General features: G+C 42.5%; 13 protein-coding genes and 1 tRNA gene. All 14 read right to left on the minus strand.

The annotated features are described in order from the left end of the window. Nucleotides 1-162 (minus strand): GTP-binding protein (locus tag CXF89_RS03235; protein ID WP_232785096.1); only part of this gene is annotated, 162 nt, incomplete at its 3' end. Nucleotides 163-224: 62 nt separating this feature from the next. After that, complete coding sequence (gene fusA, locus CXF89_RS03240; protein ID WP_007580132.1) at nt 225-2339, minus strand: elongation factor G; 2115 nt, start codon at nt 2337-2339, stop codon at nt 225-227. A 27-nt stretch (nt 2340-2366) separates the two neighbouring features. Then, nucleotides 2367-2837 (minus strand): 30S ribosomal protein S7, encoded by a 471-nt coding sequence (rpsG, locus tag CXF89_RS03245; protein ID WP_010555004.1) that lies wholly within the window; start codon nt 2835-2837, stop codon nt 2367-2369. Between the two features lie 97 nt (nt 2838-2934). Next, entirely contained in the window at nt 2935-3309 is a 375-nt protein-coding gene (gene rpsL, locus CXF89_RS03250; protein WP_002958885.1) for a 30S ribosomal protein S12, read from the minus strand. A 194-nt stretch (nt 3310-3503) separates the two neighbouring features. Beyond that, a complete protein-coding gene (gene rpoC / locus CXF89_RS03255) occupies nt 3504-7679 on the minus strand; it encodes a DNA-directed RNA polymerase subunit beta' (RefSeq protein ID WP_007580130.1) in 4176 nt (1391 codons plus the stop codon). Between the two features lie 104 nt (nt 7680-7783). Beyond that, nucleotides 7784-11809 (minus strand): DNA-directed RNA polymerase subunit beta, encoded by a 4026-nt coding sequence (gene rpoB / locus CXF89_RS03260; RefSeq protein ID WP_121953786.1) that lies wholly within the window; start codon nt 11807-11809, stop codon nt 7784-7786. Between the two features lie 271 nt (nt 11810-12080). Further along, entirely contained in the window at nt 12081-12443 is a 363-nt protein-coding gene (rplL, locus tag CXF89_RS03265) for a 50S ribosomal protein L7/L12 (protein ID WP_002958882.1), read from the minus strand. A gap of 76 nt (nt 12444-12519) precedes the next feature. Beyond that, on the minus strand, nt 12520-13014 hold the full coding sequence (gene rplJ / locus CXF89_RS03270; protein ID WP_002958881.1) for a 50S ribosomal protein L10: 495 nt from the start codon (nt 13012-13014) through the stop codon (nt 12520-12522). A gap of 322 nt (nt 13015-13336) precedes the next feature. After that, nucleotides 13337-14041: a 50S ribosomal protein L1 gene (rplA, locus tag CXF89_RS03275; protein ID WP_007580124.1), complete on the minus strand. Its 705-nt coding sequence runs from the start codon at nt 14039-14041 to the stop codon at nt 13337-13339. A gap of 3 nt (nt 14042-14044) precedes the next feature. Beyond that, entirely contained in the window at nt 14045-14473 is a 429-nt protein-coding gene (gene rplK, locus CXF89_RS03280; protein ID WP_002958879.1) for a 50S ribosomal protein L11, read from the minus strand. Between the two features lie 213 nt (nt 14474-14686). Continuing rightward, nucleotides 14687-15250, minus strand: coding sequence for a transcription termination/antitermination protein NusG (nusG, locus tag CXF89_RS03285; RefSeq protein WP_007580122.1), 564 nt, complete (start codon nt 15248-15250; stop codon nt 14687-14689). A gap of 4 nt (nt 15251-15254) precedes the next feature. Beyond that, nucleotides 15255-15632, minus strand: a complete 378-nt coding sequence (secE, locus tag CXF89_RS03290) for a preprotein translocase subunit SecE (protein WP_002958877.1) — start codon at nt 15630-15632, stop codon at nt 15255-15257. Between the two features lie 132 nt (nt 15633-15764). Then, nucleotides 15765-15841 (minus strand) — tRNA-Trp (locus tag CXF89_RS03295). Nucleotides 15842-15989: 148 nt separating this feature from the next. Beyond that, the gene (deoC, locus tag CXF89_RS03300; RefSeq protein ID WP_121953787.1) at nt 15990-16733 is read right to left on the minus strand and encodes a deoxyribose-phosphate aldolase; all 744 of its coding nucleotides are present in this window, start codon (nt 16731-16733) and stop codon (nt 15990-15992) included. Nucleotides 16734-16770: the final 37 nt, after the last annotated feature.

Raw genomic sequence — 16770 nt, forward strand, 5'->3', positions numbered from 1 at the left:
AGGAGCGTTGTCGATTGATGCGAAATCTTTAGCAACACCGCCGTATACTTTTGCAAGTACGTTAGTGATTGCTGCAGTTAGTGTAGTTTTACCGTGGTCAACGTGGCCGATTGTACCAACGTTTACGTGCGGTTTTACGCGTTCAAACTTTTCTTTTGCCATCTTAAAAAATTCCTAATAAAGAAATTAAAGCCTGACTCACTATTGAGCCAGACAAGCTAAAATTATATAACAGCGCGAGCTGAAATTATTGTATCTGCAACGTTTTTAGAGGCTTCAGCGTACTTCACAAACTCCATAGAGTATGAGGCACGGCCCTGTGTTGCAGATCGTAAAGCAGTTGCATAACCAAACATTTCAGAAAGAGGAACCTGCGCATTAATTTGCTTAAGTCCACCTAATGCATCTTCCATGCCTTCGATTATGCCGCGGCGACGGTTTAAGTCGCCAACTACATCACCCATATTTGAATCAGGAGTGAGTACTTCAACCTTCATTACTGGCTCTAGTAGTACAGGGTTAGCTTTAAGCGCCCCATCTCTCATTGCCAGTGAACCTGCTATTTTAAATGCCATTTCATTCGAATCTACATCATGGAATGAACCATCATATAAAGTCGCTTTAACGCCAAGTAATGGGTAGCCTGCCAGTACACCTTGAGACATTTGCTCTTGGATACCTTTGTCTACCGCAGGGACGAACTCTTTAGGAACAGAACCACCTACGGTTTCGTTAACGAACTCGTAAATTGGTGACTCATCATCCGTAATATCCATCGGTTCAAGTTTAATCCAAACGTGACCATATTGACCACGACCACCTGACTGACGTATAAACTTCCCTTCAACCTTAACAGTTGAACGAATAGCTTCTCGGTATGAGACCTGCGGCTTACCAACGTTACATTCAACACTGAATTCACGTTTCATACGGTCGACGATGATATCTAGGTGAAGTTCACCCATGCCAGAGATTATAACCTGGCCTGATTCTTCGTCAGTTTGTACTCGAAAAGAAGGGTCTTCAGCAGCTAGTTTACCCAGCGCGATACCCATCTTATCTTGGTCAGCTATAGTGCGGGGCTCAACCGCAATAGAGATTACTGGTTCAGGGAATTCCATACGCTCAAGCGTAATAATAGAATTCGGATCACACAGTGTTTCACCTGTTGTTACGTCTTTAAGACCAATAGCTGCCGCGATGTCGCCTGCGAAAACTTCTTTGATCTCTTCACGAGAGTTTGAATGCATCTGTACGATACGGCCAAGTCGCTCACGCTTACTTTTTACTGGATTATATACCGTGTCACCCTGTTTAACAGTACCAGAGTAAACACGGAAAAAGGTCAAGGTTCCAACAAACGGGTCTGTTGCAATCTTAAAAGCGAGTGCAGCAAACGGCGCTTTATCATTAGCTGGACGTTCTTCCTCAGTACCATTTTCTAGGATACCTTGAATTTGTTTCACTTGCTCTGGTGAAGGCATATATTCAACAACGCAATCAAGCACAGCTTGAACACCTTTGTTTTTAAATGCGCTACCACAAGTAACTGGAACAATCTCATTAGCTAATGTTCGTTGGCGTAAAGCATTTTTAATTTCTGCTTCACTTAACTCTTCACCTTCTAAGTATTTATCCATTAGTTCTTCTGTTGCTTCAGCAGCGCTTTCAACTAAGTGAGAGCGCCATTCTTCAGCCAATTCCAGAAGTTCTGCCGGTATTGCCTCATAAGAGAAAGTCATACCCTGGTCCGCTTCGTTCCAGTTAATCACTTTCATTTTTATAAGATCAATAACACCTTTAAAGTCGTCCTCAGCGCCTACAGGCAACTGAATTGGAACAGGCGTTGCTCCAAGACGAGATTTCACCTGGCTAACCACAGCTAAGAAGTCAGCGCCCGTGCGATCCATTTTATTTACGAAGATCATTCTCGGAACTTCGTATTTGTTCGCTTGACGCCAAACTGTCTCAGTTTGCGGCTGTACACCAGATGAAGCACAAAGAACAACTACCGCACCATCTAATACGCGTAAAGAACGCTCTACTTCGATAGTGAAATCTACGTGTCCTGGAGTATCAATAATATTGATACGATGGGCGTCAAATTGAGCGTCCATCCCTTTCCAAAAACACGTTGTTGCAGCAGAAGTGATTGTGATACCACGCTCTTGTTCCTGCTCCATCCAATCCATAGTTGCAGCGCCATCATGTACTTCACCGATCTTATGAGAAAGACCCGTGTAGAACAGAACACGTTCTGTTGTGGTGGTTTTGCCTGCATCTACGTGAGCGACAATACCTATATTACGATAGCGCTCAAGTGGAGTTGTACGTGCCATATGATCCTCTTAAAGGTTAAAGACAGATTACCAACGGTAATGAGCGAATGCTTTATTCGCTTCAGCCATACGGTGAACGTCTTCACGTTTCTTAACCGCAGTGCCTTTATTATCAGAAGCGTCAACGATTTCTTGAGCTAAACGTAAGCCCATAGATTTTTCGCCACGCTTACGTGCAGCGTCTACTAACCAACGCATACCTAATGCGTTACGACGAACTGGACGTACTTCAACTGGTACTTGATAAGTTGAACCACCAACACGGCGAGATTTAACTTCTACCTGTGGGCGGATGTTATCAAGTGCAGTTTCAAAGATTTCTAGGTGCGACTTGCCTGATTTCTCAGCAGCCACGTCTAGCGCACCATAAACAATTTTTTCAGCAGTAGATTTCTTGCCGTCTAACATCACGATGTTAACGAATTTAGCAAGAAGTTCCGATCCGAACTTAGGATCTGGAAGAATTTTACGTTGACCGATTACGCGTCTTCTAGGCATTTTGTATCTCCGGTTTATTCAGGTTTGCTCTTTCGAGTCAATCACCCAAAACAATAATTATAAATATTTAGTGCTTGGCCTTACTAACGGAAAACAATTAGCCTTTAGGGCGTTTTGCACCGTATTTAGAACGAGCTTGACGACGATCGCTAACGCCTGCACAGTCAAGTGCACCACGAACAGTGTGAAAACGCACACCTGGTAAATCTTTAACACGACCACCACGGATTAGGATTACACTATGCTCTTGAAGGTTATGACCTTCACCGCCAATGTATGAAGTTACTTCGAAACCGTTAGTTAAACGTACACGTGCTACTTTACGTAACGCCGAGTTTGGTTTCTTAGGTGTAGTTGTATATACGCGAGTACATACACCGCGCTTTTGCGGACACGCTTTTAGTGCAGCTGAGTTACTTTTCGTAACCTTGCTACGGCGTGGCTTACGCACTAGCTGGTTAATAGTTGCCATTTAAATAGCTCCTGAAATTAAAATTACTACTGAAAAAAATAAAAAATCCGCCCTTTATTTACGAGCCTGCATTAAGCACACAAGTAAATGGGTGGCGGAATTTTAATGAGCAAAGTTTAACCTGTCAACCTAAACTAACCGCAAGACAGCATATAACTGACTTGCGATCACTTAATCTATTGATTAAGAACAGTTTATTGATTTCCAGACAAATCAGCATTTAGAGCGTCTGTAAGTGCTTGAGTTGCCTCTTCTGCACTTACTGTTTGCTCTTCTACTACTACTTTGCTTTGTTTACGGCGAGCCATACGTTCTTGATGATACGCAAAACCGGTACCGGCTGGGATCAAACGACCCACAATTACGTTTTCTTTAAGACCGCGAAGCTCATCGCTCTTACCATTCACTGCCGCATCTGTAAGAACACGTGTTGTCTCTTGGAAAGACGCTGCAGAGATGAAAGATTCTGTTGCTAGTGATGCTTTTGTGATACCCATTAACTGGATTTCAAACTTAGCTGGTATCTTACCTTGTTTTTCAAGGTCACGGTTTGCGATATTAACGCGCGCCACTTCGATTTGTTCACCGGCTAAGAAGTCAGTATCACCGCCGTGCATAATGGTACATTTACGTAACATTTGACGGATAATTGTTTCAATGTGCTTGTCATTGATCTTAACGCCTTGCAAACGGTAAACCTCTTGCACTTCGTTAACGATATAGTTAGCAACATGAGTCACACCACGTAGGCGTAAGATGTCGTGCGGTGATTCAGGACCATCGGCGATAACTTCACCTTTAGACACTTGCTCACCTTCAAACACGTTAAGTTGACGCCATTTAGGAATCATCTCTTCGTAATGATCACCTTCAGCTGGAGTAATAACTAAACGCTTCTTACCTTTAGTCTCTTTACCGAAGCTAATTGTACCAGTTACTTCAGCTAATATAGCTGGTTCTTTTGGCTTACGAGCTTCAAATAAGTCGGCTACGCGTGGTAGACCACCCGTGATATCACGAGTTTTCGAACCTTCTTGCGGAATACGTGCTAACACGTCACCTGGGTTTGCTGTAACGCCGTCAATAACTTCAATCGTCGTGAATGAAGGAAGACGTGTTTCTTGCAGACCGCGCTCTTCACTTTCGATGATAAGCTTTGGTTCTTTCGTATTTACTTTAGCAAGATCTTTTACAACTACACGGGTTAAACCAGTTAGCTCATCAGTCTGTGCTTCAGTATTTGAATCATCGATATCGCTGAACGATACTTTTGATTTATGCTCAAGAACGATTGGGTGACTATGCGGGTCCCAAGTAGCAACGATATCGTTACCTAGAACTTCAGCATTGTCTTGCACTGTTAATACCGCACCGTAAGGTACTTTATAACGCTCTTTCTCACGACCATGACTATCAATGATAGTAATTTCCGTAGAACGAGAGGTAATAACAATCTTACCGTCTGTGTTTAATACGTACTTAGAGTTATGAAGTTTTAATGTACCGTTAGTTTTAACTTGTACATTATTTTCTGCAGACGCTCTAGATGCCGCACCACCGATGTGGAAGGTACGCATTGTTAACTGTGTACCCGGCTCACCAATTGACTGTGCCGCGATAACACCCACTGATTCACCAGCGTTGATGATATGACCACGTGCTAGGTCACGACCATAACAGTTAGCACAAACACCAAAGTCATTATCACAAGTGATAACAGAACGTACACGAACTTCATCTACTGAATGCTCTTCTAAAAGATCACACAGTTTTTCGTCTAGCATGATATTACGTTCAACAAGCACTGTATTAGTACCTGGAATCACAATATCTTCAGCAACAACACGACCTAGAACACGTTCACGAAGTGCTTCTACAACATCACCACCTTCAATAAGCGGTTTCATTGTTAAGCCATCTTCTGTGCCACAGTCATCTTCATTGATTACCAAATCTTGTGCAACGTCTACTAGACGACGCGTTAGGTAACCCGAGTTTGCTGTTTTAAGTGCTGTATCGGCAAGACCTTTACGCGCACCATGCGTTGAGATGAAGTACTGAAGTACGTTTAGACCTTCACGGAAGTTAGCTGTGATTGGAGTCTCGATGATTGAACCATCTGGACGTGCCATTAGACCACGCATACCCGCCAACTGACGAATCTGTGCAGCACTACCACGAGCACCTGAGTCGGCCATCATAAACACTGAGTTAAATGACGGTTGCTCTACTTCTTCACCTTGTGCATTGATAACTGTGTCTTTCGACAAGTTAGACATCATCTCACGTGATAAGTTTTCGTTTACACGTGACCAGATATCGATAACTTTGTTGTACTTTTCACCAGCCGTTACAAGACCTGATTGGAATTGTTGGTTGATTTCAGTAACTTCAGCTTCAGCTGATTCAATTATCTGTGCTTTAACCGGTGGGATAACTAAGTCATCAATACCGATAGATACACCTGACTTCATTGCATAATGGAAACCGGTGTACATAACTTGGTCAGCAAAGATAACTGTATCTTTAAGACCTAGACGACGGTAACACTCATTCAATAAGCCAGAAATCTGCTTTTTACCTAGCGGCTGGTTGATTGACGCAAACGGCATGCCTTTAGGTAAAATTAGAGACAGAATCGCACGACCAACAGTTGTATCGATAACAGTAATAGTATCTTCTACTACGCCGTCTTCGTTTTTAACTGATTGGCTAATACGTACTTTCACAATTGCGTGAAGGTCTGCATTGCCACTGCGGTATGCTTTTTCTGCTTCTTTTGGATCTTTAAATATCGCGCCTTCGCCTTTAGCGTTAATGCGGTCACGAGTCATGTAATAAAGACCCAATACAACATCCTGTGAAGGAACGATGATTGGCTCACCATTCGCAGGAGATAGAATGTTGTTTGTTGACATCATCAATGCACGAGCTTCAAGCTGCGCTTCGATTGTTAACGGTACGTGTACCGCCATTTGGTCACCATCGAAATCGGCGTTGTAAGCCGCACATACTAATGGATGCAAATGAATCGCTTTACCTTCGATAAGCACAGGCTCAAACGCTTGGATACCCAAACGGTGAAGTGTTGGTGCACGGTTAAGTAATACTGGATGTTCACGAATTACTTCGTCAAGTACATCCCATACTTCCGGAACTTCACGTTCAACCATCTTCTTAGCAGCTTTGATTGTCGTAGCCATGCCGCGACGTTCTAATTTGCCATAGATGAATGGTTTGAATAGCTCTAGTGCCATCTTCTTCGGAAGACCACATTGGTGAAGCTTAAGTGTAGGACCAACTGTGATTACAGAACGGCCTGAATAATCCACACGCTTACCAAGTAAGTTCTGACGGAAACGACCTTGCTTACCCTTGATCATATCAGCAAGAGATTTAAGAGGACGTTTGTTAGAACCTGTAATTGCACGACCACGACGACCGTTATCAAGTAGCGCATCTACCGCTTCTTGTAACATACGTTTTTCGTTACGTACAATAATGTCTGGTGCTGCTAAATCTAGTAGACGCTTAAGACGGTTATTACGGTTAATAACACGACGGTAAAGGTCATTTAGATCAGATGTCGCAAAACGACCACCGTCTAATGGTACTAATGGGCGTAGATCAGGTGGCAATACTGGAAGTACTGTCATGATCATCCACTCAGGGTTATTACCTGATTGGTGGAACGATTCCATTAACTTAAGACGTTTAGTGATTTTTTTACGCTTAGTTTCAGAGTTAATTGTTGGTAACTCTTCACGCATCTCAGCAATTAATTGAGCAAGATCAAGTTCACGAAGCAAGTCTAAAACTGCTTCAGCACCCATCTTAGCTTCAAACTCATCACCGTGCTCTTCTAGTGAATCTAAGTATTCTTCTTCACCTAATAGCTGACCACGCTCAAGCGTTGTCATACCAGGTTCAGTTACTACGAATGATTCGAAGTAAAGAACACGTTCAATATCACGAAGCGTCATATCTAGCATTAAGCCAATACGTGACGGTAATGATTTTAAAAACCATATATGTGCAACTGGGCTCGCAAGGTCGATATGACCCATACGATCGCGTCGCACTTTAGTGAGTGTTACTTCAACGCCACACTTTTCACAGATCACACCACGGTGTTTAAGGCGTTTATATTTACCACATAAACACTCATAATCTTTCACTGGGCCGAAAATACGGGCACAGAATAAGCCATCGCGCTCAGGCTTGAAAGTACGGTAGTTAATAGTCTCAGGTTTCTTTACTTCACCGTATGACCATGAACGAACCATGTCTGGTGAAGCAAGACCAATGCGAATTGCATCGAATTCTTCGGTCTTATTTTGTTGCTTCAGAAACTTAAGTAAGTCTTTCACCTTAGCTCTCCTGTCGGAGTTAATCTTGAGGACGGATAATCTCGTCCCTACATTCTATTCAGCCGTAACAGATGCTGCAGCGTTAACTGCAGCATCTAATTGGCTTAATTTTCTTCCAACTCGATGTTGATACCCAGTGAGCGGATTTCTTTCAACAATACGTTGAACGATTCTGGCATACCTGGTTCCATTTTATGGTTACCATCAACGATGTTTTTATACATCTTAGTACGACCGTTCACGTCATCCGATTTCACTGTTAGCATTTCTTGTAGAGTGTAAGCAGCACCATAAGCTTCAAGTGCCCATACTTCCATCTCACCAAAACGCTGGCCACCGAACTGTGCTTTACCACCCAGCGGCTGCTGAGTAACAAGGCTGTAAGAACCAGTAGAACGTGCGTGCATCTTATCGTCAACCAAGTGGTTAAGTTTAAGCATGTACATGTAACCAACAGTTACTTGACGTTCAAACTGATCGCCAGTACGGCCATCATAAAGTGTAACCTGACCACTACGAGGATAGCCCGCAAGCTCAAGCATGTCTTTGATTTCGCTTTCTTTCGCGCCATCAAATGCAGGAGTAGCTATTGGTAAACCACCTTTTAAGTTTTCAGCTAGACGACGAATTTCGTCATCAGTGAAGCTAGCAATATCTACAACTTGGCGAGATTCGCCAATTTCGTATGCTTGCTTGATGAAGTCACGTAGCTCATGAAGCTCACGTTGCTCTTTCATCATCTCTTCAATACGTTCACCGATACCACGTGCAGCAAGACCCATATGTGTTTCAAGGATCTGACCGATGTTCATACGTGATGGTACACCTAGTGGATTCAATACGATATCTACCGTACGACCTTTGTCATCGTAAGGCATATCTTCTACTGGTACGATAGTCGAGATAACACCTTTGTTACCATGACGACCCGCCATTTTATCACCCGGTTGGATACGACGTTTAACAGCTAGGTATACTTTAACAATCTTAAGTACGCCTGGTGCTAAGTCATCACCTTGGGTAATTTTACGACGTTTGTTTTCAAACTTCTTATCGTATTCAGCTTTAAGTTCATCGTACTGTGCAGCTAGTTGCTCAAGCTCAGCTTGCTTGTCTTCTTCAGCAAGGCTTTGCGTAAGTACTTTTTCAGCATTTAGAGATGCAAGTTTATCTTCATCAAAACCAGCAGCTATAAGTAGCTTACGTGCACGGTCTAAAACGCCTGCTTCTAAAATACGGAACTCTTCGTTGAAGTCTTTCTTCGCTTCGCGAAGCTGCATGTCTTCAACTTCTAACGCGCGTTTATCTTTTTCAACACCATCACGGGTGAAAACTTGCACGTCAATTACAGTACCAGTTACAGAATTTGGTACACGTAAAGAGCTGTCTTTAACGTCAGACGCTTTTTCGCCGAAGATAGCACGCAGTAGCTTCTCTTCAGGTGTAAGCTGTGTCTCGCCTTTAGGAGTCACTTTACCTACTAGGATATCGCCGCCTTTAACTTCAGCACCAATATATACAACGCCTGATTCATCAAGCTTGCCTAGCGCAGACTCACCCACATTCGGGATATCTGCAGTGATCTCTTCTGGACCTAATTTAGTATCACGGGCAACACACTGTAGTTCTTGAATATGGATAGTCGTTAGACGATCTTCTTCAACTACGCGCTCTGATAACAAGATTGAATCTTCGAAGTTGTAACCGTTCCATGGCATGAATGCCACGCGAAGGTTTTGACCAAGGGCTAAGTCACCTAAGTCAGTCGAAGGACCATCTGCTAACACGTCACCACGAGTAACCGGTTCGCCAACCATACAAGTTGGTTTTTGGTTAATACATGTATTTTGGTTTGAACGTGTGTATTTGGTTAAGTTGTAGATGTCGATGCCCGCTTCACCAGGAATGCGTTCTTCTTCATGTACATTTACAACGATGCGACTTGCGTCAGCATACATTACTTCACCACCACGTTTAGCAACGATAGTTACACCAGAATCTTTCGCTAGTGTTAACTCAATACCAGTACCTACTAACGGCTTATCCGCTTTCAATGTTGGTACTGCTTGACGTTGCATGTTTGAACCCATCAATGCACGGTTAGCATCATCGTGTTCTAGGAACGGGATAAGTGCTGCCGCTACAGAAATCACCTGTTGTGGTGATACATCCATATACTGCTGGTCCATGCGACCCATAAAGGTAGATTCACCTTTGTGACGACATGGGATAAGTTCATCAACAAACTCATTGGTTTCAGTTAAGTTTGAGTTCGCCTGTGCGATAACAAACTGACCTTCTTCAATGGCTGATAAATAATCAACTTCATCAGTTACAACACCGTCTACCACTTTGCGGTAAGGTGTTTCTAAGAAACCGTAGTCATTTGTACGTGCGTACGTAGACAACGAGTTAATTAGACCGATATTTGGACCCTCAGGAGTCTCGATTGGACATACGCGACCATAGTGAGTTACGTGAACGTCACGTACTTCAAAGCCTGCGCGTTCACGAGTTAGACCGCCCGGACCTAATGCAGAGATACGACGTTTATGCGTAACTTCTGATAGTGGGTTATTTTGGTCCATAAACTGTGATAACTGAGACGAGCCGAAGAACTCTTTAACAGCTGCCGAAATAGGCTTAGCGTTAATAAGATCTTGTGGCATTATCGCGTCAAGGTCACCTAAGCTTAAACGCTCACGTACAGCACGTTCAACACGTACTAGACCAACACGGAATTGGTTCTCAGCCATTTCGCCAACACTACGTATACGACGGTTGCCTAAGTGATCGATATCATCAACATCGCCTTGACCGTTACGAATAGCAATTAATACTTTCATAACAGACACGATGTCTTCTTTGCTTAATGTGCCAGGGCCTGTGTCTGTATCGTAACCAACACGGCTATTGAACTTCATACGACCTACAGTAGATAAGTCATAACGTTCTTCAGAGAAGAACAAGTTCTGGAATAAGGCTTCAGCCGCGTCTTTCGTCGGTGGCTCGCCTGGGCGCATCATGCGGTAAATTTCTACTAGTGCTTCTAAACGGCTGCTTGCAGAGTCAATGTTTAATGTATTTGACATGTAAGCACCGCTGTCCACTTCATTGATATATAACGTATCAATTTTAGTGTAACCGGCTTTAACCAATTCAGCCATTAGCTCTAGAGTTAGCTCGTCATTTGCATTTGCAATAACTTCACCAGTTGAATCATCAACATAGTTTTTAGCTACAATACGGCCAATGATGTACTCATGTGGTACTTCTAATTGCTTAATGCCTTTCTTTTCGATGCTCTTGATGTGGCGAGCCGTAACACGACGACCGCTTTCAACAAATACTTCACCGTCTTCGCTCTTGATATCAAAAGCGGCAGTTTCACCACGTAAACGCGAAGGTACAAGTTCCATAAGAACTTTACCATTCGTTACTTCAAACGTAGTGTTATCGAAGAACATATCTAGGATTTGTTCGCTAGAATACTCTAGTGCACGTAGGATGATAGACGCCGGTAATTTACGACGACGGTCAATACGTACATATAAGTTATCTTTTGCATCAAATTCGAAGTCTAACCATGAACCACGGTAAGGTATAACGCGTGCGTTATATAATACTTTACCCGATGAATGGGTTTTACCGCGGTCGTTATCAAAGAATACACCAGGGCTACGGTGTAGCTGAGAAACGATAACACGCTCTGTACCATTGATTACAAAAGTACCGGTATCTGTCATGAGCGGAATTTCGCCCATGTAAACTTCTTGCTCTTTAATGTCTTTAACTGTGCCTGGTGCTTCTTTGTCCATAACAACAAGACGCAGTTTCACGCGAAGTGGAGCAGAATAAGTCACACCGCGAATTTGACATTCTTTTACATCGAAAACTGGCTCACCAATACGGTAACTTACGTATTGAAGCTCAGAATTTCCCGAGTAGCTTTTAATAGGGAACACAGAACGGAAGGCAGCTTCCAAACCATGATCGCCATCAGCGTCCGGCACTAAGAATTTTTTAAACGATTCTAACTGTGTAGACAGTAAAAAAGGTATATCCAAAACTTGTGGACGTTTACCAAAATCCTTACGGATACGTTTCTTTTCAGAATAAGAGTAAGCCATGGGGTTCCTCAGCTTGCTGATCTTTGACCCGACCTGTTCTTGTAAGAACAGACTTAACTGGCAGCTATGCCAAGATTTTACAACATTTAACTGTTGTTCTAATTAGATCCCACTTTAACACTAGCAAACTATAAAGCGTTGAAAGTAAAGAAAAAATCAGATTTTATTTGAACTAAAAGAGTGCATCACTCTATAGCGCAAAAAGGCCGGTGATTAAATAATCACCAGCCCTTGCCTGATTTCTCAGGCAGCGAACTTAGCAAAAGCTAAATTACTTAACCTCAACTTCAGCACCAGCTTCAGTAAGATCTTTTGCAAGTGCTTCAGCTTCTTCTTTAGATACACCTTCTTTAACAGGTGTAGGAGCAGCTTCAACAAGAGCTTTCGCTTCTTTAAGGCCAAGGCCAGTTGCGCTACGAACAGCTTTGATTGCAGAAACCTTGTTAGCGCCAGCGCCAGTAAGGATTACGTCAAATTCTGTTTTCTCTTCAGCAGCTTCAGCAGCTGGACCAGCTACCATTGCAGCTGCAGCAGTTACGCCGAATTTTTCTTCCATTGCTTCGATAAGAGCAACAACGTCCATTACTGACATTTCAGCAATTGCGTCAAGGATTTGGTCTTTAGATACAGACATTACAAATTTCCTAATAATTAACGGACATTACGTCCAAATAAATTTTACACCGAAAGTGAGATTAAACAGCTTAAAATTAAGCAGCTTGCTCTTCTTTCTGTACACGTACTGCTTCAATTGTTTTACACAATTTGCCAGCAGACGCTTCTTTCATAGCACTCATTAAGCGTGCAACAGCTTCGTCGTATGTAGGTAATGTAGCAAGCATTGCTGCATCAACAACATTTCCTTCAAAAGCGGCCGTTTTAAGCTCGAATTTCTCATTCTTTTTCGCGAAATCTGAAAAGATACGCGCAGCAGCACCTGGGTGCTCTGATGAGAAAGCGATTAAGCTTGGACCAACAAATGAATCAGAAAGACACTCAAAATCTGTTCCTTCAAGAGCACGTTTTGCTAAAGTGTTACGGACAACTTTCATCCAAACACCATTTGCACGAGCTTCTTTACGAAGGGCAGTGATTGCGCCAACTGTTACACCACGAGAATCTGCAACAACTGCAGATAGAGCACCATTGGCTGCTTCGTTGACTTCAGCAACTATTGCTTTTTTGCCTTGAAGATTTAAAGCCATGGGTGTTACTCCTGGTTTAATGGGGATACCGATTATCGGATTCCCCTGTTCTACTCTTCCCTACCAAACAAGGTAGAGATGCTTTTTACGGCGAGAGCCAGAAGGATTAGGAAAAATCTATCTGGGGTCTACACCGTCTACGTAGGTGAATATTAAGGCCGAAGCCACCTACGGTCTTGGACGGAAGCCCAATTTATCGTTAACCCCGAAGGCTTAACGAAATTATGGACTTCAACCCGAATTCTTTACTTTGCCAATTAATAAATTAATCAACAAAATGGCGCGAAATTATAGTACAAATTTCACGCCATGTAAACACTGATTAAGCTACAGTTGTGCTTAAAGTGTTTTGGTCAACAGAAACGCCTGCGCCCATTGTTGTAGAGATAGTTACTTTCTTCAAGTAAACACCTTTAGCTTGAGAAGGTTTAGCCTTCTTAAGCGCAACAATTAGAGACTCAAGGTTTTGTTGTAATTGCTCTGCAGTGAAATCAACCTTACCAATAGTAGTATGGATGATGCCATTTTTGTCATTACGGTAACGTACTTGACCTGCTTTAGCATTTTTAACTGCTTCTGCAACGTTAGGCGTTACAGTACCAGTTTTAGGGTTTGGCATTAGACCACGTGGGCCTAAGATTTGACCTAGTTGACCAACAACACGCATAGCGTCTGGTGATGCAACAACAACGTCAAAGTTCATCTCGCCTTTTTTAACTAGTTCAGCAAGATCTTCCATGCCTACTAATTCAGCACCGGCTTCTTTTGCAGCTTCTGCATTAGCGCCTTGTGTGAATACAGCAACACGAACGTCACGACCAGTACCGTTAGGTAGTACAGTAGCACCACGAACGTTTTGATCAGATTTACGAGCATCGATACCAAGGTTAACGGCAACGTCAACACTTTCTACGAATTTAGCTGTCGCTAACTCTTTTAAAAGAGCAACTGCTTCATTGATTTCGTAATCTTTTGTTACTTCCACTTTTTCGCGGATAGTACGCATACGTTTAGTTAATTTAGCCATTTCTTAGTCCTCTACGTTCAAGCCCATCGCACGCGCAGAACCTGCGATAGTGCGAACCGCTGCGTCCATATCGGCAGCTGTAAGGTCAGTTCGTTTTGTCTCAACAATTTCTTCAAGTTGAGCACGAGTTACTGTGCCTACTTTATCAGTGTTAGGACGGCCTGAGCCTGACTTGATACCAGCAGCTTTCTTAAGTAAGTAAGCAGCAGGTGGCGTTTTCATGTCGAACGTAAATGAACGGTCACCGTAAACAGAGATCACTACAGGAACTGGAGCGCCTTTTTCGATAGACTCTGTACGTGCGTTAAACGCTTTACAGAATTCCATGATGTTTACACCGTGTTGACCTAGTGCAGGACCTACTGGAGGACTAGGATTAGCCATACCAGCGGCAACTTGTAGCTTGATTAGAGCTTCAACTTTTTTAGCCATTATAAATACCTCATTTGGTGGGTCTCAGCCTTGTGCGCGCGAGGACGCGTACTCTAACGGCTTCCCAGTTTAAAAATTGGTTTCGTACTTTTTGCACAGTAAAAATAAATTTTACCTTAATACAAAAAGGCCGCTGATTATAAGTTAATCAGCGGCCTTTTTCAAGCTTCATGTCAAAATTTAAATAAAAATTAGCGAAGCTTTTTTAATCAATTACTTATCTTGCTCAACTTGACCGAATTCAAGCTCAACTGGCGTAGAACGACCAAAAATAAGTACAGATACTTTTACGCGGCTCTTTTCGTAGTCAACTTCTTCAACTACACCACTGAAATCTGCAAATGGTCCGTCTGTAACGCGAACAACTTCACCTGGTTCAAATAATGTAGCAGGTTTAGGTGCTTCAGCATTTTCTTGAAGGCGATTAAGAATGCGTTCTGCTTCTTTAGGAGTTATTGGAGCAGGACGATCAGACGTTCCACCAATAAAGCCCATTACACGTTCAGTGCTGTTCACTAAGTGCCAGCTTGCGTCATTCATATCCATTTGTACTAATACATAACCTGGAAAGAATTTACGCTCAGATTTACGCTTTTGGCCAGCGCGCATCTCAACAACTTCTTCAGTTGGTACTAGTATCTCACCAAAGCTCGATTCAAGACCTTCGATTTTAATGTGTTCAGTTAACGTTTGAGCTACACGCTTTTCGTAACCAGAAAAGGCTTGTACTACATACCAACGTAACTTAATTTCTTTGTTCTCGTTCTCATCCGACATGGGATCAGATCTCCAATCCAGTTAAAAAGCCTACAGCGCGGAATAAAATGCCATCTAATCCCCAAAGGATAAGTGCCATAATCACTGTTGCAACCATTACAATTAATGTCGTGTGGGTAGTTTCTTGGCGCGTTGGCCAAATAACTTTGCGTACTTCAATTCGAGCTTCTTTAGCGAAAGCAAGAAAGTTACGTCCCTTAAATGTTTGCGAGGCAATTGCTAATCCGGCCGCTATTGCAACAACAACGCCGATAGCACGTAGTAGTACAGATTGATCTGCATACATGTGATTACCAACAACTGCGCCTGCAAGTAGCGCGATTGCTACTAACCACTTTACTGACTCCATCGCACTTGATGGTGTTTCTACATTCGTGCTCATAATATTATTACCTTAACTACAGACACAACAACCCTACACTACGGCAGGGTTAATCCATTAAAATCTAAACTTAAAAACAGACTTAATTTAAACCGGTTTTTAAGCTCAGACTACTCAAATAACAAGTAAGACTGGCAGGGGCGGAGAGATTCGAACTCCCAACCATCGGTTTTGGAGACCGCTGTTCTACCAATTGGAACTACGCCCCTGCAAAGTGGATGCCTATTATACTTACGCAGTTCATTAACACAAGCCTAAAAGATACCCACATTGGAAAATCTAATTAATTAATTACATTATTGCTTAAACTGCTAATAATTTAATCGGTTATATAAATGTACAATCCTAAAATATTGGTTATTTTTCTAAGGTTTTATAAACATCACTCAGTAAGCTTGAAGCACCAAATCTAAATGTATTTGCTTGCAAATAATCATCACCTATTATTGCGCGTGCTAGCGCTAAATAATCACTGGCATCGGCAACAGTTTTAACACCACCGGCAGCTTTAAAGCCCACACATTTATCCGAGTTTTTAATGGCTGTTAGCATAATTCTTGTTGATTCAAGGGTTGCATTAATGGCCACTTTACCCGTACTGGTTTTTACAAAATCGGCACCACCTTCAATTGCCAATTGAGTAGCCTGCGTTATAAGTGCTTCAGTTTTAAGCTCACCGCTTTCTATTATTACTTTTAGTTGCACGCGCGACCCACATGCTTTTTTACTTTCGCTTACATAACTAAGTACTGTTTGAGCATCGCCCGCTATGAGTTTTTTGTAAGGAATAACCAAATCAATTTCGTCAGCGCCGCGCTCTATTGCAATAAGTGTTTCGTTAATTACATCACTCAGTGGCGCATCACCTGTTGGAAAGTTAGTGACTGTTGCAACTTTTATGTGGTTAAGCTCACGCGCTGAGAGTGCTATTTTTGCATCATCAACAAAGTCGCTATAAACACATACGGCGGCAGGCGTACCTAAGGTAGGATTTATGCTATCAACAAGTGCTTGAATGCTTTTGGTGGTATCGCTGGTGTTTAAGCTTGTTAAATCCATCAGTGCGACTGCTAATGCGGCATCTTTTTGGTGTTGTGTCATTAGAGCTCCGTTGCTTATGTAATACCAATTTTATTAA

It is taken from the genome of Pseudoalteromonas sp. MelDa3 (assembly GCF_002863625.1).
In the GTDB taxonomy this organism is placed as follows: Bacteria; Pseudomonadota; Gammaproteobacteria; order Enterobacterales; family Alteromonadaceae; genus Pseudoalteromonas; species Pseudoalteromonas arctica.

Bases quoted from the DNA above. Each gene is read 5' to 3' on its own strand.
- rplJ (WP_002958881.1), bottom strand. From the start codon at position 13,014: ATGGCTTTAAATCTTCAAGGCAAAAAAGCAATAGTTGCTGAAGTCAAC.
- rplA (WP_007580124.1), bottom strand. From the start codon at position 14,041: ATGGCTAAATTAACTAAACGTATGCGTACTATCCGCGAAAAAGTGGAA.
- rplK (WP_002958879.1), bottom strand. From the start codon at position 14,473: ATGGCTAAAAAAGTTGAAGCTCTAATCAAGCTACAAGTTGCCGCTGGT.
- rpoB (WP_121953786.1), bottom strand. From the start codon at position 11,809: ATGGCTTACTCTTATTCTGAAAAGAAACGTATCCGTAAGGATTTTGGT.
- secE (WP_002958877.1), bottom strand. From the start codon at position 15,632: ATGAGCACGAATGTAGAAACACCATCAAGTGCGATGGAGTCAGTAAAG.
- fusA (WP_007580132.1), bottom strand. From the start codon at position 2,339: ATGGCACGTACAACTCCACTTGAGCGCTATCGTAATATAGGTATTGTC.
- rpsL (WP_002958885.1), bottom strand. From the start codon at position 3,309: ATGGCAACTATTAACCAGCTAGTGCGTAAGCCACGCCGTAGCAAGGTT.
- rpsG (WP_010555004.1), bottom strand. From the start codon at position 2,837: ATGCCTAGAAGACGCGTAATCGGTCAACGTAAAATTCTTCCAGATCCT.
- nusG (WP_007580122.1), bottom strand. From the start codon at position 15,250: ATGTCGGATGAGAACGAGAACAAAGAAATTAAGTTACGTTGGTATGTA.
- deoC (WP_121953787.1), bottom strand. From the start codon at position 16,733: ATGACACAACACCAAAAAGATGCCGCATTAGCAGTCGCACTGATGGAT.
- rplL (WP_002958882.1), bottom strand. From the start codon at position 12,443: ATGTCTGTATCTAAAGACCAAATCCTTGACGCAATTGCTGAAATGTCA.